Genomic DNA, 23,234 nt, shown 5'->3' with positions numbered 1-23,234 from the left:
CCACTCCGCGATCGGCCAAATCACCCCGAACAGCTACGAGACCGCCTACACGGCGACCACATCCGCTACCCTCGCGGAAGCGGCATAACCGAACCGACACCGTGTCCACGATCGAGGGTCAAGGCCCCATCGACATCTGGTGCGCCCCGTTCTCGTCGTAGACACAGACTTGGAGGCTTGGTGCCATCGACGCGACGTAGGCGGGCGGTATTTGCAAAGAACTTAAGTTCTGGCCCCGAGCTTCATTGGATAACTCGTTCGAGACCTCGACGTCGACTCTCAACGCGGGGTGCCCCTCGCTGTCGTGGGACACGTGATAGGCCTTGGCTCCGTTGAGTGACGTGGCCAGGCTTACTGCCGCAGCTTCGCGCCCGAATGGGTCCGATATCAGCCGCAGGAACACGTTCCCGCCCCAGAGGAGCAGGAGGCAAAGCACCACGGCGGACGTTGCCGTGAACAGCGCTGCACGCCAGCGGTTCACTTTGTTCTTCCGTTCGGCCCTCGTGCTCTTCATCTGGTGTCTGCTCGGATCGAATCCTGCGTGACCGGGGATCGCCTCATGGAGTGAGTGGCCGTCCGGTCTCGCGCGTGGGTCCATGGCATCGAACGTAGTGCGAACGGTGCTGTGTGCTGCTCTTGTTCTTGACTGATGGGCTAACGATCCGATGTACTCCGCGAAGGCTCGGTCACGAGAAGGTCACGGAGTGTTGTTATGTGAAGCGATGGCCGGCCCGTGTCGCACAACACCGCCGTCTCGGAACACATGGGTTGCCACATCGTGTGCTGGACGGAGGAACACTGAACTGGGCACTGTCAGATCATTGCCGTGGGAGGCCGGTTGTGGCTCCGCCGATTCAGTCGACGAGCGAAGATGCCTGCCTGGCAGTGCCCCTGCCTATGCCTTCATACGCGTATGCTGGCCCCTCGCGAGGAGTGATGCCATGACGGAGATTGAACAGTCCAGCACCCGGAGACAACGTTTCCAGGACAAGCGATCACAGATCGCGTTCATGCTGGTTATTATGCTGCCGCTCGTGGTGGTGGGCGTATTTGCGGTCAATCGCATTGCAGGGTTCGCTCTCGACCCGGTTGGTCGCCAACGTGCCGCGGTGGAATTGGCTGACTCTCTCCATGGCGCAGAGAAGTTCCGCCTCAGTCAGAGCGAGGTTAACGGCTCCTTTGGTTACGGTTTGGACATCCTGGTTGATCAAGAATTAACGCCAGAGCAGTTGACTGAAAATCGAGAAATACTCTCCGGTGATGTCAGTGACGGTTTTAGTGTCGATCGTGCCAATTTTGCGGTTTGTGTTTATAACGCGAGCGGAAACCTGCTCGCCAACTTTCGGTCGAGTGATCGGTGTGACTTCACTCGGAGCGATGTGGGCTGGGAGTCCGTGCAGTTACGCAAGTTTTGGTGGTGACACATTGCGTATTGCGGTTACTTACTGGTTCAGCGACCGCGAGCTGGGTTCGAGTGCTCGCCACGCATCGCACCCGAACCCAGCTGTCTAGAGATCAGAGGCCGTGCGAAGGTAGGTAGCGTTTCGCGATGGCGGTACTGATGCCATAGCCGTACCCGCTGTTCGCCGCCAGGAGAGCAAATCCGTCTTGAGCCAGGATTCCCGTCCGGTATCCAGCGAAGGCTCCGTCTCTCGGCTCTACTTTGAAACCGTCGTTGATGCAGTCTCGAGCTTGCGGTCCAGTGCTCCAGCGGCGCTGGCCGAATCGGACTCTCAATGTGTACATGTTCGGGTTGTTACTGAAGACCTGCCGCAGTGACTGAGCGACGCCGGCGCCTGCCTGCATCTGCTCTGCAACCAGCCATGCAACCGCGTCTGAGTCAACATCCGTGGCGTTGAAGCTTGAGCTGCTCGAGACGAGCTGTTGTGTAGCGAAAACTTCAGGAGTCAGGGGGCTGCTCGTGTTGTTGCGGTGCTTCAGATAGTCCCTGAAGAGCGTGATGCCGTCGCCGCCCCACCCTGCCGCGTCACTGAACTCGGGCCCTAGACGGTCGGTAGACAACCCCTTTGCCTGGTACGAGCTTACTGTCGCCATCAGATGAGTCCAATCCAGTCCATAGGTGAATGGGAAACGGTCGTTCACTGCTACAAAGGCGGGGTGTAGTGAAAACTGTCCGTCTGCAATTCTCTGACTGACCCAATCGCGGAAGGCGCCCGAGGGGGTACCACCGATTAGCGCCCAAGCGATACCCATCGCGCTGGTAACATTGCCGATTGATCTCGTATAGCTGTCATTCAGCGAGCGTAAGTACCTGGTCACAAGCTCAGCCGGTGTCTGCGGAACGCTGTTTGACGCCTTAAATTCATGGGCAAGAACTTCAATTCGGGTGATGAAATCGATGACGGAATTGAGAGGGCTTGAGGTCGGGGGTAGGACAAGAGAGTTTTGTCCCGAATCGAGTCCAGACGATGCGTCGCTATCGATGTCGAGTGCGCCGTCGCCTGTGCCGACCCAGTGTTCTTTGATCTGGTCAAAGGCCCAATTTCTGGGCAGCGGGTATCCAAGGTTGCCGCTGAAGCCTGTCGACATTCCGCTCACGAAGCTGAGTTCGGCATAGCCCGCGTCAGAGACGATGGTGCAGATGTTTCGCGAGGCGTAGATGCCGATTAGGTATGGGCTTCCGTAGACTTTCATTGTGTCCTTGATTGCGCGGAAGTAGGGAACGATATTGCTGTGAACCTCGTGTTCCATGGCGTCGAAGTCGACTGCGAAGTAGATCGTGGTGCCTGGCTTGAAGCCGTGTGCGCGCGCTGCGTCGTGCGCATTGCGGGCGGCGATGACACCGCGGCTGTAATTGAAGTACCCCAGGACGGTGCCGCCTTCCTGGAAGATTGGGAAGACTGACATGCCTTCGCTGAAGATGGTGGCGAGTTCGCCTGGCTTGATGTTTTTGTTGAGGGTGTCTTCTCCTGGTTCGTTGGTCAGGTATCGGCCGATGATCTTGAAGTTGAGGTTCTTGAGGGTCTGAGCTCGGGCTGCTGTGATCGTCTTGCTGGCGTCGCAGGCAGTGACCGGTCGGTCTGGGTCTCCGGTGGAGACGAGGAGGGACGCCCAGGTTCGGAAGTCGCTGCGTCCGGTGACGTCAAGCTTGCAGAAGGCCTGGAACTCTCGGGTGACTGCGGCGGTGTTGTCGGTGAAGGATCCGCCGTAGTTGACGGTGAAGCCGTTGAAGATCAGAGCTGCCTGGTAGAGCTTGATGAGGAAGGGGCCACTGCTGCCGACGCCAAAGTTCGCGACACCAGGGATCCCCTGCGAGACGTTACTGCCAAGCCCTTCCCGTGTGCCTGGTCCGAAGTTCCCGTTGGCGACGCTGTCGCTCATGCCCATTTCGTACTGGATGGCGTACATCATGCCGCGCTGAACGTCTCGGGAGTAGAACCCGTCGGTGGGGATGATGTAGAACTCTTTGCGGCCGCCGGCGTACCTCGTATTCAGTTCGCGCTGGATGGTACGAATCGTTGTGGACCCGCCGTCGACGAGGACGTAGGCGTCCATGTTGAGGAGCGCCTTGAAGATTTTGGGCGACACGGTCTTGTTGGTCGTGCTAACTGCCATGTCGCCGCGAAGCTTAGTGATCCCGGCAGTGGTGGTGGTGGACCAGATGCCGTCGATGTCGCCGTTGCCGCCGTTGTAGCCCTTGCAGTACATGGCAGCTTGGACGATTTTCACGAGGCGTCGGTACTTCTGTACGGGTGCGGATGTGGCGGTGCCGGCGGGGACGGTCGCGCCAATGTTGCCGTACGCGAGGAGCGCCGCATAGGTGCCGTCGCCGAAGGTGTCGGAGAGACCAGTGATGCCGAGTTCGTGCTGCAGGGCTCGCGTGAGGGCGTACATCGTCGGCCAGCCGGTCTGGCCGTTGACGGTGACGGTGGGGACTCCGGAGACGGAGGCGTAGGCGGTGTTGATCCAGGTTTGGACGTTGGTGACCCAGGGGTCGGACATGGTGTGCTCCTTGTGGTTGGTGTTCTTCTTGGTGGTTCAGCACCGGATGACGCAGTTTTTGGCGCGACGGATCGCGCTGGCGGGTTGCCGCCGCGCTGAGAGGTGCTGAAGTGTGTGGGCGTCCCGGCCGGTGCGGCGGGGGCGCGGGTTCTAGCTGGTGGTGCCGGCCTCTTGGAGTGCGGTGGCGGTGCCGGTGGGTTTCCAGAGGCCGTAGTGGAGGCCGACGGCGATGAGGAACGAGGGCAACGCGAGGAGGAGCCCGGTGCCGAGGTCGTACAGCTGGCCTTGCTGCCACGCGTTGATCGCTTCCGCGAGCAGTGCGGAGATGAGCGCGAGGCCGGCGAGCAGCCACGCTTTCCTCGCTGCGGAGGTGACGCGGGTGGTGACGATGGCGACGAGGAGTGGGAGGACGGTGGAGAAGACGAGTTGTGCGATGAGGATGGGGTCGAGGGTGAAGGTCATGGGCCGGGTCCTAGCGGGGTAGTCCGTCGGGCCAGGCCGGCGGTGGGGGTGGGAGTTGGTTGTAGATGTGGGCGCGGAGGGTGTGGGCGTAGTCGCGGTATCCCTCGGCGCGGTGCTCGAGGCGTTCCATGCGTTCGTCTTGCACGGTCGCTCGTCGGTCGTGTTCGGCGGCGCGGGCGTCGGCCGCGGCGCGGTAGCCGGAGAGCTCTTCCTGGAGTTGGTCGATCATGTGCTGTTCGTTGGAGCGTTTGTTGGCCTCGGTTTGCACGGTGGCGGTGCGGGCGGAGGCCCGGGCGGAGAGCAGATGGCCGACGATCGCGCCGCACACCGTCAGCACAACCCCACCCAGGCTGAGCAGCGCGATGATGAGCGGCTCGGCCATCAGCTGGCCAGCAGTTTCGTGACGTCGGCGCGGAGCGGGTTGATGTTGCTGGATTCGCGGGATTGTTCGCTGATCAGGGTGATCTGCGAGGCGTAGAGGCGGATCGGGTCGGACTTCATGCCGCACTGCTGCAGCAGGGACTGGATGGCGTAGACCGTGTCCATGTCCTGGATGTGGGATGCACCGGTGGAGGTGACGAAGTAGATGGCGCCGTCTTCGACGCGGGAGACGAGCACCATGAGTTCCTCCAGAAGGTGTCGAGCTTGGGTGAGTGGGTGTGGGGTGCCGGCGGCGAGCTGCTGTCGGCGGCGTTCTGCGGTGGTGAAGATCCAGTCGAGGTTCAGCCCGCCTGGGCACGCGGTCGGGTAGGAGACGCCCCATTTCGGGTGCATCTCGCCGTGTCCGTAGAGGGAGAAGTTGGTGGTGGAGCGTTCGATGGTGAAGCCGTTCTCGAACGCGATGTCCGCGCACCGATTCGCGACGATCTCGTGAGCTGCGTCGGAGACGGGCCACCCGGTCGCGTCGCCGAGGGTTGCGTTGCAGATCTCGAAGGTGTGCGCTTGCGCGTCGAAGGTCGCGGATCCGGAGGTCCAGGCTCGGGCTCCGCGCTCGACGACCTCGATGAGTTCCCCGTTGGAGCCGACGACGTCGTTGGAGGACACTTCTCGGCTGCCGCTGACCATCATGTTCACGACGCTGCGCCAAGACGTGGACGTGGCGTGGTGCAGCTGCAGGGCGCGGACTTTCGATCCGTGTCGGGAGGACTTCTGGTGGGTGCGGAAGACGTGGTCAACCGTCGCGAGCGGCATGGCCGTGTCCTTCCGGTTCGGGTGGGAGTGGCGCGGCAGCGACTGCCGCGTCCCAGGTGGCTTGGGAGAACTCGGAGCTGCTCGGGTACGGGCGCCAGTCCGAGGACTCATTGAGGGGGGCTGGTTCGGGGGGTGTGTGTCGGAGTACGAACACCCACGCGATCTGGGCGCACTCCCCCGCGCCGAGGTCTCCGATGCGTGCCGCACCCTCGACGTCACGAGCGATCGTGATGCCAGGGTGAGTGTTGGGATGGCGGGTGAAGAACTCGCGGAGTTCCTGGTTGGCCTCTCGGGCGAGGTCGGGGTCGTCGAGTGGCACCCGGAACTCCATTTCGGCGCGACTGATGACGACCGCAACGTAGCGACCGTCAGGCGATCGCTCTGTGCTTTCGAGCAGGCCCGAGACGCTGCTTCCAGCCGGGAGCACTTTGGACGCTTCGGACATTGGTGGTTCCTTTCTGGTTGTGCTGAGCATCTACGGACTGACGCGTGTGAACGAGTGGCGTTAGCATCGAGCACATGCGTTTTGTGCGAACTGCCGCTGTGTCCGTTGCTGTTGTGACCCTTGGTCTTTGCGGGTGCAGCTCACCAGAGCAGGAAGCTGCACCCACAGAAACCGCCGCTTCCTCTCCAACGCCCACTCCGCAGATCAGTGAGGCTGACGCGATCGCTGAGTGCGTCGCGCTATGGCGCGGTGAGGCCGAGAAGATCGCGCCGTCCACGGCCGCGGACTTCGACACGAAGTACGACGCCGAGACAGTGAAGACGTCGATTCAGGACGGGGAGTGGCGCATCGTGCTTACCCCGAAGAAGCCGGACCCGTCGTTGAAGAACATGTTCTGTGAGACGAACGGAAACGCAACGACGCAGGTTGGGGTCGGCTACGACGACTGGGTGTAAACCCTATGGGCGGACAATCGGAGGCTTTTCTCGGCCGAGCTTGTCGTGGAAGCCTTGCCAGAGCCCGTCCGACATCGGGTAGTTGCCGCTGTGGTCGCGAACAACTCCGTCGACGTAGTACTCGACGTGCGAGGCAGTCTCCCGTCCGCCGACCCCGTCGACTGACGTCGGCGAGCCGGCTGCGCGCGTGGTCATCTGCACGCCACGGATTGTCATGGGTCCCCAGACTCCGTCGATAGCCCCGTCGTAGCGCCTCATGCGCTTGAGGTGGTGCTGAATCATCCAGCGAAGGGCGTGGGTGCCTGGCAGGCGCCAAGAGAGTAGTGCCATGGTGTGATTTCTCCTTGTGGTTGGTTACGCGAGCAGCAATTTGCTGCCCGGGTTCGACGCTCGGTGGGGTGTCCTCTTCGGCCTGTGCATATCTACGAGGTCCGAAACTTCGACGGACAGCCATTGAGCAATCGCGCTGAGTTCGTTGAGGCTGATGTCGACGTCTCCGCTGAGGCGTCGAGCAGCAGCGCGGGGTGAGATCCGCAATGCTGCTGCTAGGTCTCTGGTGGCGAGGTTTCGCCATCCCATCTCCGCGCGGATCGCTGCGACCACCTGGCCACTGAACCCGCTCACTGAACTCATGACATGACTGTACATCTCATGAGACGTGATTACGACAGTATGAAACATCTAAAGGCCGTTTGCAGGCGTAGCCCGAAACTTTACGTACGCGATACGCCTCAGGAGGTACCATGGAGTCATGGGAAGACCGAAGCAAGACAGTGCAGGGACGTTCGCCCGCAGCCTGAGCCGCATCGTTCGGCGTGAGCTCGGTGACCGCAACATGTCGAGGACGAAGCTCGCCGAGCTCATGGGCAAGAGCGAGCCCTACGTACGGGCGCGGATCAACGACCAGACGGACTTCACACTGAACGACCTCGAGAACATCGCGCGCGCGTTCGACATTGCTCCCATCGAGCTCCTCCGGCATGCCGAGGTAGAGGCGCCCAGTAACGTCACGCCGCTTCGCGCACCCAATTGGGTCGAAGCTGATGCCCGCAAGGTCGCCAAGGGTGACTCGTCGGCAGGCGAGCTGGATCCTGATCGGGCTCCGTAATGTCGGTGGTCGGCGAGACCATGCCGCTATGCCCGTCTTCAATCTTGCGCAGCTCCTCGGCATCGAGGTGTTCTGGCGCGACAACATGCATGACGCCGGCAGCTGGCACCCGGACCAGAACGCGATCTCGCTGCGAACTGATCTGACCGAGATCGAGATTCGCTCTGTCCTTGCGCATGAGATTGGTCACGCAGTCCTGGGGCACGAGTGCGACGGTAGTCGAGCAGAACGCGAAGCCGATGAATGGGCCGCGAACATGCTCCTAAGTGCGCCCATGGTCGCGAACTGTGCCAAACGCTGGCCAGACTCCCCCGAAAAGTGGTGTGACGAACTTCAAGTCACCCCGGACATCCTCCGCGCTTGGATGGCCCAGCCTGACAACTACGCGAGGGCTAGTCAGCGACTCGCAGCATGAACCTCTGGTCCGATGTCGAAGTCGGGGTGACGAGGATTAGGCTCCACTCACGCCAATCCTAGAAGCTTGCGGATCTCAAGATCCGCAGCGCTGAACTCCTTCTGCAGGTCTCCCATCGTGACTCCCATCGTGCTTTCGCCACCCACGAAACCGACGTTGAAGGTCGTGCCAGATTGTTCACACCAGATGTCGGCATCGTTGTCTGTCACCAACGTGTCCACGTAGGCGGCAATCTCTGGATCTGACGCGTACGGGTGGCCTGGGGCAAAGTCGTAGTACTCGCTCTGGTTCTCGAATACGTAGCGCGTACCCTCAACCCTGACGTCGTCGAGGTTGAAACGATCGTTGAACGTGCCGTCGAGGTAGAAGTAGCTGAGAGCATCACCACAGGTGTCTATGGCTTCGGGGCTCCCGACGCTTGGAGCGGTTGATGCCTCGGGAGTACCCGCTGGTGTCACAGTCGGGGTCGAGGTTTCGGTAACACCTTCCCCCTCGATTGTCGAGGTGTCACTCTCGGCATCCCCGTCACCGACGCAGCCGGTGAGCAGGAGAGCGGAACTGACCAGTAGGGCCCAGAGTGGGGCTCGGGAACGGCATCTCATGCCAACAGGGTACGCAGGCCGCTCGCCTGCGTGTGGTCCGTGCATGCAATGGCCTACGTGCACAGGACGCCACTGAACCCACCTGGGCCACGGCTCAAGCACCCACGAATGAGGTCGCGCAGTCGCGGCAGCGCTGCGTCATTGCGTGTCACCAAGGCCAAACAGGTCGGGGGTGCAGGCTGCCCCTCCCGGTAAGGGCGCACCGAGCTTGCTCGGCCTGTATCACTAATCATTAGGTTTCCGAGACACGGGGCAACGTGTCCATGGTGTACCCACTCCCCCAGAAATCCGAATCCCAGCTTGTCTCGGAAACTCGTCTCATCATGAATCGTCTCAACCCATCTGCATCACGGACTTTCTGAGGCAAGCTGTTCGAGTGAGACTCCCTGGCTATATCCGCGTCAGCACCGCAACTCAGGATGCGCAGCTCCAGCTTGACGCGCTCGTCGACGTGGGCGTCCAGAAGCGCGACGTCTTCACCGACGTAACCTCGGGGACTCGGACTGCGACTGAGCGCCCTGGTATGAAGCGATTGCTGGAGCATGCGGGGGATGGCGATACCGTCGTCGTGGGCCGAGTTGACCGGCTGGGTCGGTCACATCATTGATGTCCTCAATCTGTTGCGGCAGCGCGACATCAACGTGCGTTCGGTCTCTGGCGGCATCGATCCGGCCAATTCGACTGGCCGGTTGATGTTGAACATGCTCGCCACCCACGCGGATCACGAGCGCGAGCTCATCGTGGAACGGGTGAATGCAGGCATCGCAGCCGCGTGCCCTGAACGGCACGAAGTTTGGCCAGCCGATCTCCGACCCTATTCAGATCGCAAAGAAGATCCAGGTGATCGCGGACGCACGCATCTGGGGCCGCACAGCTGAAGATGCGGCTCGTCTTGCTGGGTGGAGTCGCGCGACGTGTTACCGGTACCAGCGAACGCGCGCACCGGGCGAGTAAATTACCTTTCAGCGCCTACAGGCTATGCAAATATCCACTTGACCGGGTCGTCTTCCCTCCGCGGGAGGCACCAAGTCGGGGTTTGTGCGACGTTGATTGCTTCTCTGCTCTACTTGAACCGTTATGCCAAACGGCGTGGCCCGTCATCGCGGAGGGTCGCGTGACGGGCCACGTCGTGGTCTTAGTGCTCAGTCGGCTCGCGGCGCCGTAGGAGCAGTGAGATGCCCGCCACTAGAACGAGCGATCCGAGGCCAAGCCATGTCGCTATGTTTCCCTCGGCTCCAGTTGTGGCTAATGCACCAGCTGGTGGTGATGCGTTCGACGGTTTGGTTTGCGTTGCCACTTCAGAAGCGGTGGGCTCGGCGGTCGGTTCGGCCGTGGGTGCCGGGGTGGGCTCGGCGGTCGGTTCGGCCGTGGGTGCCGGGGTGGGCTCGGCGGTCGGTTCGGCCGTGGGTGCCGGGGTGGGCTCGGCGGTCGGTTCGGCCGTGGGTGCCGGGGTGGGCTCGGCGGTCGGTTCGGCCGTGGGTGCCGGGGTGGGCTCGGCGGTCGGTTCGGCCGTGGGTGCCGGGGTGGGCTCGGCGGTCGGTTCGGCCGTGGGTGCCGGGGTGGGCTCGGCGGTCGGTTCGGCCGTGGGTGCCGGGGTGGGCTCGGCGGTCGGTTCGGCCGTGGGTGCCGGGGTAGGCTCAGCGGTCGGTTCGGCCGTGGGTGCCGGGGTAGGCTCAGCGGTCGGCTCCGCCGTCGGTTCTATGGTTGGAAGAGGAGTTGCAAGCGGCAGATCGACCGTGAAAATCTGGGGGGCTATGTCTGGATTCCACGTTGCTGCCGTGTGTTCTGAGACGTAATTGGCACTGTCCGTGAGGCGAACGGTGAGTATCTCGTAGTCTCCGTTCGGCCACGTTCCGTCGGAGAGGTCCGCGATGTACGTGCCCAGCTGCAATCCGGGTAACTGCGTAAGAGGGTCCAGGGTATGCAGCACCCACCTGCTAGAGCCGTCAGGCATCCGTAGCTCGAACGTCACACTCGTGAGCGGGCTCTCATCGATCGCTGTCCACATGATTCCGAAATTTGGATCTCTGAAAGTGGCCGCGGTCACCTGCAAGCTGTGGAACTCCGGGGCTGTCGTATCTGGGGTTGGTTCTGCAGTTTCGCTCGGTTCGAGAGGGGGCGTTTCCGTTGGCATCGGGGGCGTACTCGGCTGCGTGCTTGGAGACACTGTCGGCTCTGAAGCAGGAGGAGTCGCCCCTTCTCTCTTGACGTTGAAGGTGAGTGCTTGGAAGCCTGGGTCGTAGGCAGATTTCGTGGAGGAGTTGCCGGCTTTGTCGCTTAGCGTGACGTATGCCAGCGTGTAGGTGCCGGATGGCCAGGAGCCGCCGTCGACGATCTGGCTCGCGAAGCCGTTCTGGAGACCGGTTGCGGTTGTTCCGTAGGCGTACGTGGAGAGGTAGAACGTGCGTCCAGTTGGGGCTTTGAACCCGAACGACACGTACTCGATCCCGCCGGCGTCGCGGGCGCTCCATTTGACGCTGACTTCCTCACCTGGTTCGACCTCAGCGGCGACCAGTGATGCTGACACCAGCTCTGGTGCAGAAACATCCGCATCTGTTCCGATGACGTTGAAGGTGAGTGCTTGGAAGCCTGGGTCGTAGGCAGATTTCGTGGAGGAGTTGCCGGCTTTGTCGCTTAGCGTGACGTATGCCAGCGTGTAGGTGCCGGATGGCCAGGAGCCGCCGTCGACGATCTGGCTCGCGAAGCCGTTCTGGAGACCGGTTGCGGTTGTTCCGTAGGCGTACGTGGAGAGGTAGAACGTGCGTCCAGTTGGGGCTTTGAACCCGAACGACACGTACTCGATCCCGCCGGCGTCGCGGGCGCTCCATTTGACGCTGACTTCCTCACCTGGTTCGACCTCATCGGCGACCAGTGATGCTGACACCAGCTCTGGTGCAGAAACATCCGCATCCGTTGATGCTGGCGCAGCATACGCTGAGGTAACCGCGACCCCTCCAAAGAGGAACGCGACGACGATCACGCTAAGTAGCGTGTAGAGCTTTTTCACTTGCACTCCGACGATGGTGTGGACCTGACGTTCGTTCGACGCTATCGGCAAACACTCAGGCTGGCCAGATTACTCGGTCGCGTTGAATCCCCGGGGAACACCATCTTGTGGTGAGTGGCGGACTGGATCGACGGCTGGCGCGCGGGCCTCTTCGCCCGTTTCGCGCGGGCCGTGGCGCTCCTAATCGAGGAAGTATGCGAACGTCTTCATCTTGGTGTCTAGAACATCATCGGGCGCGACGCCGAGTTCTAGGGCGAGCTCGACTGAGCCAAGCAGAGCGACGGCGATGTCGGGAGCGAAGGCCTGATCGAGGATGTCGAGGTAGTCGGACATGCTCTCGTCGAGTTGCTGGATGAGGTCTTGGTACTCGTGCGCGAGTCGCCCGGCGAGTGCTTGCTGTTCGCGGAGGTAGCGCTCGATGAGCGCCGCTTCGTGTGCGGCGAGCGAGTCTTTGACCGCTTTGTACATAATCGTGCCGACGGTGTTGCCGATCACGGCGCCCAGCACGGGCACAGGGATGAGCGTCTGCCCGATGAGGGAGGACAGGGCGCTCACGGCAGAGTCGAGGCAGACGAGTTCCGCGTTCTCGATGAACTCGACTTCGGTGATCTCGCCTTGGCGGAGCCTGTTGGCTTGTTCCGCGATCGCGAAGCCCGCGGTGACGACGGAGCTTGCGACAGCTGCGGAGGTCTTGGTGAGATTGGTGAGCGAGTAGATCGTGAGCCCGCGCACGCCGCCCTTGGCGAAACCGAGACCAGTCTCGCTAGCAATGTCGACCCAGTCGTCGCGTGTGAAATCCTTGAGTGCGGTCCCTTGCTGGCGTTTCTCGATCACGGCGAGCACGAACGCGGTTCCGCCTTCGATGGCGGCAGCCCCGAGGGTGGCTTTCGCGCCTTCCCGCAGGTTCGCGTGGCTGTCACGGACGGCTTCGGCGCGGAGGTCCTGGTCGGTGGCTTTGAGGGACTGCTCTTCGGTTTGAAAGGTCTGGTTGTAGGCGCCGCGTTGTGCTTGGTCGTAGCTGAGCTTCGAGGGCTCGATCGAGTCGATGCTGACGTTGTCTTGCTTGAAGAAGGTCTGGACACGCTGCCAGTCCTTGAAGGAGTACCCATCGCCGGAGCCCCTGACGAGGAGACCCGCGTCTTCCGGGCTCATGGCGTGCAGCGTCTTGATGGTCTCGAAGTGATCAGCGGGGATCTGGTACTTCGCGCCGTTCTTGAGGAAGTCGGGATACTTCTCTAGGTGCTGGGCGACGGCGCCGAGTCCGAAGCGTCCGCCGGCTGCGACGAACTTCTGCTGGACCTCCACGCCGTTCCGGAGGAGATCGACGGGCCCGTTGTCGTTCACCCACTGGTAGGCGGCATCCGCGCCGGTGATCTGGCTTCGTGCGTTGCTGATGCCGGTTTCGGCGACTTCAGCGATGAAGCCGTGCATGCCCTTGACGCCCCCGCGGTTGGTGGCGATGACCTCGAGATCGATTCTCTTGAGTGCCGCGTCGAGGGTGCCGAGCGCGTCTTTGAGGTTCAGATCCTGCTTTCCCAGAGCGACCAGGAGGGTGTCGAGGCGGATCTGGTTGAGGTGACTGATCCAGGCGGCAACGGCTTGTTCCTGGTTGCTCTGCACGAGCCTTGACGCGTCACTCATCGGTGCTGGCGGGCGTGATGCGGTGCCCGAGCAGAGCTGCACATGCCTTGGTGTTGTTCACTAGGGCCGCGAGTTGCGACTGCTGGGTGGAGTTCAGGTCAAGGAAGTCGGTTGCATAGAACTGCAGGGCGGCGCTGTAGGTCTTCACGAGTAGCTCGCGCAGTGCTGCGCTGCGCTGCAGAAGATCGGTAATTTGCGCGTCCATGGTCTTCACGAGGGCGGTGTTCTGCATCACTGCCTTCAGCGCTTCCTGCTTCGCCTCGCGGTTCTCGAACTTCTTCTTCGCGAACAGCGCGATCGATGTGAGTAGTGCTGCGCCAGCAACAGTCCAACCGATGGGGCCTGCCAAGGCGAGGAGGGCGCCGCCGGCTGCGGTCCCTCCCCCACCGGCGGCAATCGCTCCCCCACCGAGCCACGCGAGTGCTGCGTTGCTGGCGGCCGCTCCAGAGAGTGTTGAGATCGCGGTTCCGGTGGAGGCAGTCCCAAAGGTTGTAGCGACCCACATCGCGGCGGTCGGCGCGACGCTCGCGACCGCCGCTCCAGCGGTGATGCCGGCGCCCGCGCCTGCAGCGGAGTTTCGGGCGGCTTGGAGATCGTTCTGCGCGAATGCTTCCGCGTCGAGGAACTGTGCCTTGAGGACGTCGATCTCCTCGAAGTCCGTGTCGAACGATTTCGGCGTGTTTGCGACGCTATTGACGAGGAACTCGACGTGCTCGATCAGGTCCGTGGAACGCTCTCGCTGGCGCAGGAGAGAGAAACCCTTGTCACTCATCGCGGTGAAAGCCGCGTTGTACTCGGCGATCGCATCCTCGTACGGGTCCGACTTCGGAGCGCCCAGCTTCTCGACCGTGTCGACCGTGGCGTCCTTCAGATCGCCAGCCTGCTCGACCAGCTGCGCTGAAGCGTGCCGCGCGAACTTCCCGAGCCCGCCAAATGCTCGAGAGAAGCCTTCCTTGGCTTCGTCCAGTCCGTCTTTGACGTCATCTGACTTGGCTGAGCTGTCCATAGTCCCCCCGTGTTCCGTTGCTGCCGATCGTCTGAATGAGCGTAGCGAGCACTGCCGACATTGCAGAGATACGCGTGTGGGAGAGCGGTGCCGCGTCAACCGTAGAGGTTCTCGTGCGGCACTTCCCCACGCACAAACCTGCAACACATTTCTCACTTGTGCGCATGTGAGCAAGTGCGCTTGTGCACATGCGCACATGAGCTCGAACTCGCATGCGTGGTAGGCATTCCGCTGGTGCTGATCACTGAGGCTAACGGTGACGTATTCACGCGAGACCCTGTAATCGATGAAGGCCCGAGTGTTGGTGACGTGTCACCGGCTTTATGTCGAGGAGAGGGGCGCGCTGCGCGAGCCCCAGGGCCTCCCGCATGTGCAAGTGCACGTGCGCACAATTGCACAAGCGCACTTGTGCACATGTGCGCGCCATGGTTACATGGAGTCATGAAGATCGCAGTGGTGAATCTCAAAGGTGGGACGGGTAAGACGCTAACGGTGATGCATCTCGCCGCCGAGCTCAAGAGCCAAAAGGAGAGTGTTTTCGTAGTCGATGCGGACCCGCAGGGGTCCGCGTTGGATTGGGCCAACGCGCTGGATTGGCAAGCGACAGCTCATCCGAAGAACACCATTCATCGACAGTCCTGGCTCAGTGGCGTGGCTGACCATGTCGTGATCGACACTCCTCCCGGTGATCTGGGGGTGGCAACGTCGGCTATGCGCGCGGCCGATTTAATTTTGATTCCTATGCAGCCGACCGGCGGTGACTTCGCCCAGTTTGCTGAAACTGCGCAGTTGGTTGAGGAGGTGCAGGCACTCACTGACGCGCATGCAGCGGTGTTGCTCACTCGAGTCGTGAAGCGCACGCTCGCTTCGGTCCAAGTGCGCGAGGCGCTCGAACCGTTCGGCGTGCCGGTCCTAGAATCGACTGTTCCCCAGGCTCAGGCGCTTGCAATGGCCTACGGAGCCAAGATCGCTCTGGGAACTGCTTACGCAGATGTCTTGACCGAAATTCGGGAGATGAGCAAGTGAGCGAGAGTAAGAACATGTTCACAGCGGCGGGGCGCACTGCGAGGCCGCAGCGCGCCAAGGCGGGGGAGCGAACCCAAGCCGCGGCGGTTGAAGAGGAATCGGTCTACCACTCCGCACGAGTTCCTGTCTCGCTTAGCAAGGAGATCAAGAAGCTTGCGCTCGAGGAAGGTACATCGCAGCAAGCGCTCACAGTCGAGGCTCTGCGGTTGCTCCTGGCTAGCCGGAGCTAAGGACTGGCGGTGCATCTACGCACACGCGCCCACGAGCACACGTGTGCACGTGCACACGAGCACACGTGCACACGTGCACACGTGCACACGTGCACACGTGCGTACGTGCGTACGTGCACGTGTGCACACGTGCGTACGTGTGCACATGCACAAGTGCACATGCACAAGTGCACAAGTGCACACGCGCACGTCTGCGCAGGCGTCGACTCGTCGGCCGAGTGACAAACGGCCGGCCGAGTTTAGGCGGCGTTTGGTGCGTGCTGGAGGTCGCCTACTGCGTGATTTCCTTCACGCTTCTGCACGTCCCGTGCAGTTCTTATCGCCCCAAGCATCCGTATCCGGCTTCGTCGAGGCAACGGTGCTAAGAATTGCGTGAGGTGAGTTGGCTCTGAGAAGGGATGACGGATGGCCGCTGGCGACGTGAGCACGTATAGCGAGGACGGTGTGTGCAAATCGAAGGTCGAGGGGAGCTCGCGTGCTGCGCACGTGGGTGGGACCAAGGCCGAACAAGAAGCCGTCGGCCGCGACATGGCGAAGGCTCGCCGCGTCGAGCACACGGTGCGCAAGCTGGATGGCACGATCGGCAGGAAGAACTCGTACGGCAACGACCCGAATCCGCCCAAGGGCTAGCGGCCGCTAGAGAAGATTCAGCCGCTCGGTGTAGCATCGTGACCACAACGGGCCGGCTACCGGAACGTTGCCAGCCAAAGGCCCCGCACTGCGGGGCCTTTGTTTTTTACGGTGTCCACGTCCAGCTGTGTGCGGTGGCTGCGTCGAGGTACTTGCCGAGTCGGTTCATGGTGGACGCGGCCTTGGGGTGGGACTCGGTGACTGTTTGCCGGCGTCGGTGGAGGTAGACGGCGAGGTCGGCTGCTTGCAGCCCTGCGGAGTCTTTCGATGAAGCGAACTGGATCGGTGCCGAGATCAGGTCGAGCTTGCTGGACCGGTATCCGGGGGTGCCGATGAGCTGGTAGCTCTCGAACTGCTTTTTGTGATCGTCCTGGGTCGAGATCTCGTCAGCGACGACGATGACCTGTTCCTGGTCGAAGACGTGAAAGTCTCGACGGTGCTCGTTGACGCGTTCGAGCAGATGGCCGAGCACGATCGAGTGGGGCTGATCGGGGTACTTGTAACGTGCGTTGAGCCTCTGGACGTCGACTCCGCGGAACAGGTACCTGACGCCGGCATCTTCGGCCGCGTGCAGTGCTGCTGCGTAGATGTTGGCGGCCTCGCGGTGGCGGCCGCGGAGGGATTTCCAGTCACCTGACCCGCCCATGAGTTCATGGCCGTGAAGCTCGGCGTCGGCGGGGATGCCGTAGTCGTTTGCTGCGCGTGTGCGGATGACGTCGTAGGCGTCCTCGAGAGCCTCCCATTGCTCCTGCGTCATGATGGCGGCGCCGATGAAATAGAAGTCCTGGGTGTAGGACTCATCGACGTAGGCGATCAGCACGGTTGGTTCCTCTCGCTGTCGCTTCGGTCTTGGTTCTGGGAGTGTGTCGTCACGTGGGCTGGCTCGTCGTTGCGGGGCGGGGTTTCTCGCGGCAGCATCACGACGAGGGACTCGTGGCTGCCGCGCAGATCGCGTTCGGAGCAGCTCAGGACGATCTCGGCTTTCGTCACCGTGTAGCTACGGAGCACGCCCAAGTATTCACCGGTGACGGTCTCGTACTCGCGCCCAATGCGGTTTGCGTTGACTGACGTCAACTTGGATGGCAGGGGGTTTCGTGCGGCAGTCTTGCGTCGTTCCTTGGTGTCCGGGTTGCAGCGTTGACAGGCGCGGTAGGAGCGCAACGCTTCCACTTCGTCGAGGGTGAGCAAGTTGGGCCACTTCGCAACTCCGTCAAACCCCGTTCCCGAGTGCCAGGACCCGTGTATCTCGCCTTCCTGTTCCTGTTCTATCTCGTGGGCGACGTCTCGGTCGACTTGGTGTCGAACCGAAGCGCAGGACGCGAAGTGGATCACGGGTGAGGAGGTGCCGTCAGCGTTGGCGAGGTACAACTTTCCATCGTTCAGGTCTGCCATGACCTGACGGTTTTCAACTGCGATACGTGCGGGCAGCTCGCGATAGTGCTGACGTTCGCGGGCGTCGATGGTCGCTGCGAATCGAACCGCGTCGTCATACGCGGCCTGCTGTCGCGGCGTCATCTCGAAAGTGATGACTCCCTGCGCCATGAGCTCCATCGCTGACTGCTCGCGAGCGAGCTGCTCCATGTGTACTACCGCATCTGACTTCCTGAGGGGCATGGAGAGATCATCTCGCACAGTCCGGCGCGAGAGGTTCACGCGCCCGCTCCTCGTCCTGATCTGCACTGCGTTTCTTCTAAGCAAGAAACGATGGAGAGATGGGAGTACATCGTGAACAGTCATACAGCTGCTGATACGGCCGCCGAGGTGGGGGAGTGGACGCGGAGCGTCCTTCGGTCCGGATGAGGCTGTCGATGGGGAGCGAGCCCTGACGTTTGGCGTGCTGGGCGGCAGCTTTGATGGCTTGCGATGCGGCGCGCGCGTTGGGGTACCCGGCGGTGCGGTCAGTCTTCGTCATCGGTGCTCTCGTGCTCATGGGTTCGTGTTGCCAACTGGTCGAGGATCGCGGTCGTCTCGATGAACGACGTCGTGGGGAGTGTGGGGGTGAGCGCTGCGAAGAAGTCCGCGCTCATGTTCGCCCAAAGGTGGTCCATGTCGATCGCGTTAAACGCGGCGTTGGTGAGCGCTGCGGTGTCGACGTTCGGGGACAGCGACGGATAGGCGGTTCGAAACGCGTCGGTGACAGCGTGCGTGAACGCCTCGCTCACGTGCTCAGACATCGTGACGGAGAAAGGGGCAAAGGGCCTGGTCTGCCAGAGGGTCGTTTCGGTGAGGTGGCGCAGTTGGCTTGCGGCGTCGACTCCACCGCTTTCGAGGAGCTGCTGCAGGAACGCCTTTCCATCGTTTGCTGCGTGTCCGTTGCGCGCGGCGAGGGGACCGAGTTGCTCAGTGAGCTCGTCGAGATCCACGACGCCACCGCGCACTCCGTCGGCGAGGACATCGGCGACGAGGCTGCGGTCTTCGCGGGCGCGAAGGAGATCCGCGATGGTGCGTTCGACGGTGGTGACGGGCAGTCCCGCGATGATGGTGCGCTCGTTGGGGGCGAGGGGCTGGTAGCGGTAGCGCAGCTCGGGTCGCTGTGTTTGGCGGCGCTTGGGGGTGCTGAACTCGTACGGCTCCGGCAACAGGTCTCCAAGGCCGTGCACGTAGGCCGCCGTTCGCCCACTGACGATCGCGCTGGGGTTCGCGAGGCGCTGCTCAGCCAGCAGGCCCGCTTCGGTGCTCAGCCAGGCTGCGCGCAGTCCGTCGAGTTCGTGCTCCGGGGCGTGCGCGTCGCGGTAGACGCCTTGAGTGAGACGCTCGATTAGCCCCTGTTGCGCGAGCCGGGTGAGCTGCACGCGACTGACCCCCACGTCGTTCGCCTGCGCGGTCGTCAATAGTCCCCATTGTGCGGCCGACAAGTCGGCCAGCGCGCCCACAGCGGAAATCGAAGACATGCTTGGATTGTTTCACGCTGGGTGCAACAAACCAAGCACACGAGCGGGGATGTCAGCGATCAGAGAGCTACGCGAAGCTCGGATCCGGGAAGTCCAGCTGGTGTGGATCGTGGGAAGGGAGGTTGAGGGATGAGCGAAAAGAGAGACGTGCAGCGTGAGGGGGTGAGCGGGCTCGATGTGCGTGAGGTCGCTCGTCGTCGGAACGCGGCGCTTGGTGCCACGCTCGTGTCGACTCTCGCGGGTTCTGCGGACGCGAGGGCGTCGTACCAGTGGGCAAGGAAGACCAGCCCACGGCCTGGGGCTGAGGTGGGGGAGCGGCTCGTGTTCGCGTACGAGCAGTGGCAGAAGATTGCGGATGCGGAGGGTGAGCTCGTCGCGCGTCTCTGGTCCATTGGCGCAAACCCTAGGCTGGGCGATGACATCCCAATTGTCGCGATTCAGGCAGATCGGTTCGAGGACGTTAGGCAGGCTGCTCAGGCACCGATCGACGACAGCTTCAGCGGCTGAGCAGTTCTTGGACCTTTTCGAGCGCGAGTGTGGTCAGGCGCAACCAGCTATCGGATGGCGGTCTCGATCGGTTCGAGGAGGAGCAGGCAAGACGATGATTCGTACTCGGCAGCTTCGACTGTCAAGAGGAGATTCGTCCCGACACCGACAGCGTCCGGTACTGTCCCAACGTAATTTAGGTCGCTCACTGTGTTCACGTCACGGAACTGCATGGCAGGGCCGGGAGCGCTGGTCTCGCTGTAGTCGCCGGCGACGATGAGGATGTCGTACCTGGTGTCGTAGCTGCCATGGTTCTGCATGTAGCCGATGTTTGCCGGGAAGCTGATGCGCTGCCCCTTGTACTTCTCCACAAAAGCGGGAATGGACGGGTCGCAGGAGTCTCCCTGAGTCAAGAGCGCCGCCAGGTCCGCGTTCGTTTCCGGCGTCAGCACGGTAGGCGGTGCCGCTTCAACTGCAGCCGCAGTTGGTTCCGATGTAGGCACCGCCTCGGTCTCGACTGCGGAAGGTGCCGGCGTGGTGGCCAGCACCGTTTCGTCGTCGTCCCCGAAGAGCATCCCGAGGACAACGGCAGCGGCTGCAATTGCAGCCACGCCACCCGCGATGATGAGTGTCTTCACTGGGACTTTCGGCTTCGGGCGTCGAAGTGTTATCTCGGTGCGAAACGTTCCGGGGGACTGGGATACGACCGTCCAGCCCTCTTTCTGCCACTTCGCGACCGCGCGGCTCTCGGTGCCGCGAATAGCTTGCACCGTCTTGGTCTCGTACTGGGTCTCGTCGCTAGCCATGCTGCTCTCCGTTTGAGTCGGGGCGCGGAATCGGCCCTGGAACGCTGAGAGTCATTGTCACTCGGTATCCGGAAGCAAGATTCCCCGGGCAACGAAGGGTGTGTCGAAGATTGTGAGGGTCAACTGTGCGATGGCGCTGTATATGCGCGTTCGACGGTGTTTCCAGGGGTGAGGAGTGCGGCGAGGTCGCCGTACATGCCCGTCCCGCCAGTGCTGCCCGTATTTGCCGCGTACTTCGCTTGGTAGTGGTCAAACATCTGCACCCATTCGGTGTGCGCCCCGTCGACTGGGGCTGTCTGTTGAACGATCTGGACGAGTGTGGGAGGCGTGTCGAAGGAGTGGTGTACCTCGCTGTTGGCCACGAAGATGCGTGCGAGCTGCTGCACGTCATGCAGCGTGAGGAGATCGGAGACTTGTACGAGGGCAGCCATGAGTCCGCCCGCAGTGCGCCAACTTTCGGCGCGCTCGAGTTGAGCTAAGAGCAGGGGCACGAATTGCCTGCGCTCGAATAAGTACCGTCCGCTTAGATCACGTAGTTGGTCGACGCTCAGGCGCTCGAGGGCGGCCGCATACGTCGTTGCGAGTTCAGGATGTGCGGGCGCTCCCGACGCGAAGGCGCGGTCTTCGAGCAAGAGTGTCAGATCTGCAGACTCCAGCAGTGTGCGACATTTCATCGTGATGTCGGTGCCGACCACGTCCCATGTACGCGGTATCCACCCAACAGCTCCGATGAGGCGGCGCAGCTTGGAGTCGTCCATGGTGTCTCGTTGCTTGTGCAGAACGTCGGCCAGGACATCGAGCGTTTCCTTCTCGTCGAAGGAGAGCGCTGCCCTGAGCGTTGCAACGTTTCGTCCCGCGGCGGTGTGGTCCCCGTCCGGGGGCGTGATGGCGGCCTTGACTGCAATCTGCAGAATTTGACGTTGTGTTTGGGTCCTGGCGCGCGTGAAGTAGCGTCCGCGGACGTATTCTGCTGAGTCTCGGTCCGGCCAGGATGACCCTCGTGTGTCGTCGGTGTAGCGGACGATCAGGGCCTTGCCGACGATGGGTGGTTGTGAAAGCACACTGTCGACGACGAGGACCATGTATGCGCGGACTTGCTCTTCGGTCATCGCATACTGCGCTTCCTCGTCAGCTAGGAACGATGGATGCGCGCACCTATTGCGGTCCTCGTGGAGCCGCACGAGTTGCCGGTGCTCCACCACTTCGATCAGCTCGAAGTCCGTGAGGGCGTGATCCAGGATCCCTGCTTCGATAGCCAGTAGTTTCTTGAAGTCGTTTTGAGAACGAGCGGCATCCACGTCGGAGACGAGCGCGTTGGCGGCGCCGTCGCCGGCGAGTTCGCGTAGCTTTCCAAGGAGATCCTGGACGACGGCGATCCAGAGGGCGATGGTTGCGGTTCGGTAGGCGCCAGCGGAGTATGCCCGGGCGGCTTCATCGAACTGCTCTCGGACTGCCCTGGATCGAACAGCTGCGCGCAGGTCATCGATGGCTCTCACAGCGTCACTTTACGTCGGGTCGTTGTCGGACTTACGAATCGAGGGTGGTTGTTCTGCCGGGGTGGTGTGCGCGTGCGGCGTGCCCGTGGGCCTCACCTGTCAGTGGCGTTAGTGGCCGTCGCTACTCTCGGAGTATGGAAGCGTTCGAGCAGTTTGTGGCGTTGGCGATGGAGTCTGAGGGGCTGGTCGTTTCGAGCGCTTTGAAGTTTCCGGTCAAGCGGCGGACGCGCAAGGTGACGCATGAGGAGTGGCAGACGCACGGTTTCGAAGTCGATCTTGTGGGAGCTCGGGCGGACAAGCTGGTGCTCGTCACGGTGAAGTCGTTCTTCGGGTCGCGGGGTGTCGTTGCTGAGCATGTGCGCGGTGAAAGCTTCACCGCGGCGTACAACGCGCGCTACGCGTTGTTGAACGACTTGCACGTCCGTGACACGGTCGTGCAGAGTGCAGCGGAGCGCTTCGGGTTCGAGCATGACCAGGTGGAGATGCGTCTCTACGTTGGACGGTTCGCCACCAGATTTGCGGAGGAAGGCGTTCGTGAGTGGTGTTCCACGCAACAGGTTGGGTCGGGACCGATCTTGGTTGTTGGCGCCGCCGAGGTGGTCAAGAGCGTCCGATCCGTGGCGCAGTCGAAGCAGTACCGGGATAACGCAGTGCTTGCAACGCTCAAGGTGCTCGACGCGACCGGAGCCCTCTCTCAGGAGTCTCTGAACACCCAGCATTGATCCGAACCACAGCGGTGCAGTGAGAAGCGCGCGGAGGGGGACGGCTTTGTGCTCACGGCCGGCGGGCGCGGTGTCGGCCCGGCATCAGTCTCACGAGCCCACAGGGGGGCGTCCGAGACTGTGATGAGCGGTGCTCTTGAACTGCCCGGTTGAGGTGCTGCGACTGGTGGTGCCGCGGGAAGGAGATCAGTTCATCTGCTGGCTAATTTGTTGTCACCCCTGAGGTCGAAAGTGAGGCTGTGGAAGGGGCTGGCGGGAACGTGGAGGAGCGGGCGCGGCGGAGCAGTATCAGTTTGAATGCTGTGCAGAAGGACGTGCTCGCTTGGATCGTGGTCGGGTGTCCACCAGGCACGTATCCGGAGGGTTCGTTCGCGCATCGTGTGACAGCGCGTGCGCTGAAGAGTCGCGGTCTCGTTGACATCTCTGGTCGCGGGCCGTCGTGGCGCGCTGTGCCGACGGAGCGTGGGCGTCTCTGGCCCGAGGCGGCGATCGAAGACGATGAAGTGCGCAGGGCGCAGTCGCGTCAGGAGCGGCGTCAACACCGGGAGAGTGGCGCTGAAGTGGGCGACACCAAGGCGGACCGCGGCGCCGTCGGACGGGTACTTCGACGGGCGCCACGTAAACGAAGGCCTGCAGGGTCCCTGCCGGTCAA

Annotated in this window: 25 protein-coding genes and 1 pseudogene; 9 read left to right on the top strand and 17 right to left on the bottom strand. The window is 62.2% G+C overall.

The annotated features are described in order from the left end of the window. Window positions 1-118 precede the first annotated feature (118 nt). Window positions 119-514 (bottom strand): hypothetical protein, encoded by a 396-nt coding sequence (locus tag ABVF28_RS15785; RefSeq protein WP_371031231.1) that lies wholly within the window; start codon window positions 512-514, stop codon window positions 119-121. A 427-nt stretch (window positions 515-941) separates the two neighbouring features. Between ABVF28_RS15785 and ABVF28_RS15780 the strand changes: the two genes are divergently transcribed. Next, the gene (locus ABVF28_RS15780; RefSeq protein ID WP_371031230.1) at window positions 942-1,421 is read left to right on the top strand and encodes a hypothetical protein; all 480 of its coding nucleotides are present in this window, start codon (window positions 942-944) and stop codon (window positions 1,419-1,421) included. 94 nt (window positions 1,422-1,515) lie between these two features. Here ABVF28_RS15780 and ABVF28_RS15775 read toward each other — a convergent pair whose 3' ends face one another. The 5 genes from ABVF28_RS15775 to ABVF28_RS15755 form a co-directional block, all read right to left on the bottom strand. Then, window positions 1,516-3,963 (bottom strand): glycoside hydrolase domain-containing protein, encoded by a 2,448-nt coding sequence (locus ABVF28_RS15775; protein ID WP_371031229.1) that lies wholly within the window; start codon window positions 3,961-3,963, stop codon window positions 1,516-1,518. 150 nt (window positions 3,964-4,113) lie between these two features. Continuing rightward, the gene (locus ABVF28_RS15770; protein ID WP_371031228.1) at window positions 4,114-4,425 is read right to left on the bottom strand and encodes a hypothetical protein; all 312 of its coding nucleotides are present in this window, start codon (window positions 4,423-4,425) and stop codon (window positions 4,114-4,116) included. A 10-nt stretch (window positions 4,426-4,435) separates the two neighbouring features. Further along, window positions 4,436-4,807 (bottom strand): hypothetical protein, encoded by a 372-nt coding sequence (locus ABVF28_RS15765; RefSeq protein ID WP_371031227.1) that lies wholly within the window; start codon window positions 4,805-4,807, stop codon window positions 4,436-4,438. Further along, entirely contained in the window at window positions 4,807-5,616 is an 810-nt protein-coding gene (locus ABVF28_RS15760) for an N-acetylmuramoyl-L-alanine amidase (RefSeq protein ID WP_371031226.1), read from the bottom strand. The genes ABVF28_RS15765 and ABVF28_RS15760 overlap by 1 nt, the downstream gene beginning before the upstream one ends. Beyond that, window positions 5,597-6,061 (bottom strand): hypothetical protein, encoded by a 465-nt coding sequence (locus ABVF28_RS15755; RefSeq protein WP_371031225.1) that lies wholly within the window; start codon window positions 6,059-6,061, stop codon window positions 5,597-5,599. Before ABVF28_RS15755 ends, ABVF28_RS15760 begins: the two co-directional genes overlap by 20 nt. A gap of 74 nt (window positions 6,062-6,135) precedes the next feature. On the opposite strand from ABVF28_RS15755, the gene ABVF28_RS15750 reads away from it, so the two are divergent. Further along, entirely contained in the window at window positions 6,136-6,516 is a 381-nt protein-coding gene (locus ABVF28_RS15750; RefSeq protein ID WP_371031224.1) for a hypothetical protein, read from the top strand. A 3-nt stretch (window positions 6,517-6,519) separates the two neighbouring features. Here ABVF28_RS15750 and ABVF28_RS15745 read toward each other — a convergent pair whose 3' ends face one another. Further along, the gene (locus ABVF28_RS15745; protein WP_371031223.1) at window positions 6,520-6,846 is read right to left on the bottom strand and encodes a hypothetical protein; all 327 of its coding nucleotides are present in this window, start codon (window positions 6,844-6,846) and stop codon (window positions 6,520-6,522) included. 24 nt (window positions 6,847-6,870) lie between these two features. Further along, entirely contained in the window at window positions 6,871-7,095 is a 225-nt protein-coding gene (locus ABVF28_RS15740; RefSeq protein WP_371031232.1) for a hypothetical protein, read from the bottom strand. A 172-nt stretch (window positions 7,096-7,267) separates the two neighbouring features. Here ABVF28_RS15740 and ABVF28_RS15735 point away from each other — a divergent pair, with 172 nt between their 5' ends. Further along, the gene (locus tag ABVF28_RS15735) at window positions 7,268-7,624 is read left to right on the top strand and encodes a helix-turn-helix domain-containing protein (protein ID WP_371031222.1); all 357 of its coding nucleotides are present in this window, start codon (window positions 7,268-7,270) and stop codon (window positions 7,622-7,624) included. A 28-nt stretch (window positions 7,625-7,652) separates the two neighbouring features. Further along, window positions 7,653-8,039 carry an ImmA/IrrE family metallo-endopeptidase gene (locus ABVF28_RS15730; RefSeq protein ID WP_371031221.1) on the top strand — a complete coding sequence of 129 codons (387 nt, stop codon included), beginning with the start codon at window positions 7,653-7,655 and terminating at the stop codon, window positions 8,037-8,039. Window positions 8,040-8,086: 47 nt separating this feature from the next. On the opposite strand, the gene ABVF28_RS15725 is transcribed toward ABVF28_RS15730, so the two are convergent. Continuing rightward, window positions 8,087-8,641 (bottom strand): hypothetical protein, encoded by a 555-nt coding sequence (locus ABVF28_RS15725; protein ID WP_371031220.1) that lies wholly within the window; start codon window positions 8,639-8,641, stop codon window positions 8,087-8,089. A gap of 376 nt (window positions 8,642-9,017) precedes the next feature. Between ABVF28_RS15725 and ABVF28_RS15720 the strand changes: the two are divergent. After that, window positions 9,018-9,595, top strand: a pseudogene (locus ABVF28_RS15720) (recombinase family protein). Window positions 9,596-9,776: 181 nt separating this feature from the next. Here ABVF28_RS15720 and ABVF28_RS15715 read toward each other — a convergent pair. From ABVF28_RS15715 to ABVF28_RS15705, 3 genes are all read right to left on the bottom strand, one after another. Further along, window positions 9,777-11,648, bottom strand: a complete 1,872-nt coding sequence (locus ABVF28_RS15715; RefSeq protein ID WP_371031219.1) for a PT domain-containing protein — start codon at window positions 11,646-11,648, stop codon at window positions 9,777-9,779. A gap of 180 nt (window positions 11,649-11,828) precedes the next feature. Beyond that, window positions 11,829-13,289 (bottom strand): hypothetical protein, encoded by a 1,461-nt coding sequence (locus tag ABVF28_RS15710; RefSeq protein ID WP_371031218.1) that lies wholly within the window; start codon window positions 13,287-13,289, stop codon window positions 11,829-11,831. Then, a complete protein-coding gene (locus ABVF28_RS15705; RefSeq protein ID WP_371031217.1) occupies window positions 13,282-14,394 on the bottom strand; it encodes a hypothetical protein in 1,113 nt (370 codons plus the stop codon). Before ABVF28_RS15705 ends, ABVF28_RS15710 begins: the two co-directional genes overlap by 8 nt. Before the next feature lie 342 nt (window positions 14,395-14,736). Here ABVF28_RS15705 and ABVF28_RS15700 point away from each other — a divergent pair, with 342 nt between their 5' ends. Beyond that, window positions 14,737-15,321 carry an AAA family ATPase gene (locus ABVF28_RS15700; RefSeq protein WP_371031216.1) on the top strand — a complete coding sequence of 195 codons (585 nt, stop codon included), beginning with the start codon at window positions 14,737-14,739 and terminating at the stop codon, window positions 15,319-15,321. Between the two features lie 635 nt (window positions 15,322-15,956). Beyond that, window positions 15,957-16,181 carry a DUF2188 domain-containing protein gene (locus ABVF28_RS15695; protein WP_371031215.1) on the top strand — a complete coding sequence of 75 codons (225 nt, stop codon included), beginning with the start codon at window positions 15,957-15,959 and terminating at the stop codon, window positions 16,179-16,181. A 106-nt stretch (window positions 16,182-16,287) separates the two neighbouring features. Here ABVF28_RS15695 and ABVF28_RS15690 read toward each other — a convergent pair whose 3' ends face one another. The 3 genes from ABVF28_RS15690 to ABVF28_RS15680 form a co-directional block, all read right to left on the bottom strand. Further along, window positions 16,288-17,001, bottom strand: a complete 714-nt coding sequence (locus tag ABVF28_RS15690; RefSeq protein ID WP_371031214.1) for a DUF3800 domain-containing protein — start codon at window positions 16,999-17,001, stop codon at window positions 16,288-16,290. Continuing rightward, entirely contained in the window at window positions 16,995-17,762 is a 768-nt protein-coding gene (locus tag ABVF28_RS15685) for a hypothetical protein (RefSeq protein ID WP_371031213.1), read from the bottom strand. The genes ABVF28_RS15690 and ABVF28_RS15685 overlap by 7 nt, the downstream gene beginning before the upstream one ends. A gap of 317 nt (window positions 17,763-18,079) precedes the next feature. Continuing rightward, window positions 18,080-19,072 carry a type IV toxin-antitoxin system AbiEi family antitoxin domain-containing protein gene (locus ABVF28_RS15680; protein ID WP_371031212.1) on the bottom strand — a complete coding sequence of 331 codons (993 nt, stop codon included), beginning with the start codon at window positions 19,070-19,072 and terminating at the stop codon, window positions 18,080-18,082. Window positions 19,073-19,201: 129 nt separating this feature from the next. Between ABVF28_RS15680 and ABVF28_RS15675 the strand changes: the two genes are divergently transcribed. Continuing rightward, entirely contained in the window at window positions 19,202-19,579 is a 378-nt protein-coding gene (locus ABVF28_RS15675; RefSeq protein WP_371031211.1) for a hypothetical protein, read from the top strand. 47 nt (window positions 19,580-19,626) lie between these two features. Here the strand turns inward: ABVF28_RS15675 and ABVF28_RS15670 are convergent, their stop codons facing one another. Continuing rightward, entirely contained in the window at window positions 19,627-20,364 is a 738-nt protein-coding gene (locus ABVF28_RS15670) for a DUF4839 domain-containing protein (RefSeq protein WP_371031210.1), read from the bottom strand. Between the two features lie 119 nt (window positions 20,365-20,483). Beyond that, a complete protein-coding gene (locus tag ABVF28_RS15665; protein WP_371031209.1) occupies window positions 20,484-21,860 on the bottom strand; it encodes a hypothetical protein in 1,377 nt (458 codons plus the stop codon). Between the two features lie 134 nt (window positions 21,861-21,994). Between ABVF28_RS15665 and ABVF28_RS15660 the strand changes: the two genes are divergently transcribed. Continuing rightward, window positions 21,995-22,582 (top strand): hypothetical protein, encoded by a 588-nt coding sequence (locus ABVF28_RS15660; RefSeq protein ID WP_371031208.1) that lies wholly within the window; start codon window positions 21,995-21,997, stop codon window positions 22,580-22,582. Window positions 22,583-23,234: the final 652 nt, after the last annotated feature.

This window comes from Pseudoclavibacter sp. JSM 162008, assembly GCF_041366455.1.
Taxonomy (GTDB): Bacteria; Actinomycetota; Actinomycetes; order Actinomycetales; family Microbacteriaceae; genus Pseudoclavibacter.
This window is presented reverse-complemented; position numbering and strand designations above follow the sequence as displayed.

What these genes read in the sequence shown, in the direction of transcription:
- ABVF28_RS15785 (WP_371031231.1), bottom strand. Translation starts at nt 514, where the DNA reads ATGAAGAGCACGAGGGCCGAACGGAAGAACAAAGTGAACCGCTGGCGT.
- ABVF28_RS15780 (WP_371031230.1), top strand. Translation starts at nt 942, where the DNA reads ATGACGGAGATTGAACAGTCCAGCACCCGGAGACAACGTTTCCAGGAC.
- ABVF28_RS15775 (WP_371031229.1), bottom strand. Translation starts at nt 3,963, where the DNA reads ATGTCCGACCCCTGGGTCACCAACGTCCAAACCTGGATCAACACCGCC.
- ABVF28_RS15770 (WP_371031228.1), bottom strand. Translation starts at nt 4,425, where the DNA reads ATGACCTTCACCCTCGACCCCATCCTCATCGCACAACTCGTCTTCTCC.
- ABVF28_RS15765 (WP_371031227.1), bottom strand. Translation starts at nt 4,807, where the DNA reads ATGGCCGAGCCGCTCATCATCGCGCTGCTCAGCCTGGGTGGGGTTGTG.
- ABVF28_RS15760 (WP_371031226.1), bottom strand. Translation starts at nt 5,616, where the DNA reads ATGCCGCTCGCGACGGTTGACCACGTCTTCCGCACCCACCAGAAGTCC.
- ABVF28_RS15755 (WP_371031225.1), bottom strand. Translation starts at nt 6,061, where the DNA reads ATGTCCGAAGCGTCCAAAGTGCTCCCGGCTGGAAGCAGCGTCTCGGGC.
- ABVF28_RS15750 (WP_371031224.1), top strand. Translation starts at nt 6,136, where the DNA reads ATGCGTTTTGTGCGAACTGCCGCTGTGTCCGTTGCTGTTGTGACCCTT.
- ABVF28_RS15745 (WP_371031223.1), bottom strand. Translation starts at nt 6,846, where the DNA reads ATGGCACTACTCTCTTGGCGCCTGCCAGGCACCCACGCCCTTCGCTGG.
- ABVF28_RS15740 (WP_371031232.1), bottom strand. Translation starts at nt 7,095, where the DNA reads ATGGGATGGCGAAACCTCGCCACCAGAGACCTAGCAGCAGCATTGCGG.
- ABVF28_RS15735 (WP_371031222.1), top strand. Translation starts at nt 7,268, where the DNA reads ATGGGAAGACCGAAGCAAGACAGTGCAGGGACGTTCGCCCGCAGCCTG.
- ABVF28_RS15730 (WP_371031221.1), top strand. Translation starts at nt 7,653, where the DNA reads ATGCCCGTCTTCAATCTTGCGCAGCTCCTCGGCATCGAGGTGTTCTGG.
- ABVF28_RS15725 (WP_371031220.1), bottom strand. Translation starts at nt 8,641, where the DNA reads ATGAGATGCCGTTCCCGAGCCCCACTCTGGGCCCTACTGGTCAGTTCC.
- ABVF28_RS15710 (WP_371031218.1), bottom strand. Translation starts at nt 13,289, where the DNA reads ATGAGTGACGCGTCAAGGCTCGTGCAGAGCAACCAGGAACAAGCCGTT.
- ABVF28_RS15700 (WP_371031216.1), top strand. Translation starts at nt 14,737, where the DNA reads ATGAAGATCGCAGTGGTGAATCTCAAAGGTGGGACGGGTAAGACGCTA.
- ABVF28_RS15695 (WP_371031215.1), top strand. Translation starts at nt 15,957, where the DNA reads ATGGCCGCTGGCGACGTGAGCACGTATAGCGAGGACGGTGTGTGCAAA.
- ABVF28_RS15685 (WP_371031213.1), bottom strand. Translation starts at nt 17,762, where the DNA reads ATGGAGCAGCTCGCTCGCGAGCAGTCAGCGATGGAGCTCATGGCGCAG.
- ABVF28_RS15680 (WP_371031212.1), bottom strand. Translation starts at nt 19,072, where the DNA reads ATGTCTTCGATTTCCGCTGTGGGCGCGCTGGCCGACTTGTCGGCCGCA.
- ABVF28_RS15675 (WP_371031211.1), top strand. Translation starts at nt 19,202, where the DNA reads ATGAGCGAAAAGAGAGACGTGCAGCGTGAGGGGGTGAGCGGGCTCGAT.
- ABVF28_RS15670 (WP_371031210.1), bottom strand. Translation starts at nt 20,364, where the DNA reads ATGGCTAGCGACGAGACCCAGTACGAGACCAAGACGGTGCAAGCTATT.
- ABVF28_RS15660 (WP_371031208.1), top strand. Translation starts at nt 21,995, where the DNA reads ATGGAAGCGTTCGAGCAGTTTGTGGCGTTGGCGATGGAGTCTGAGGGG.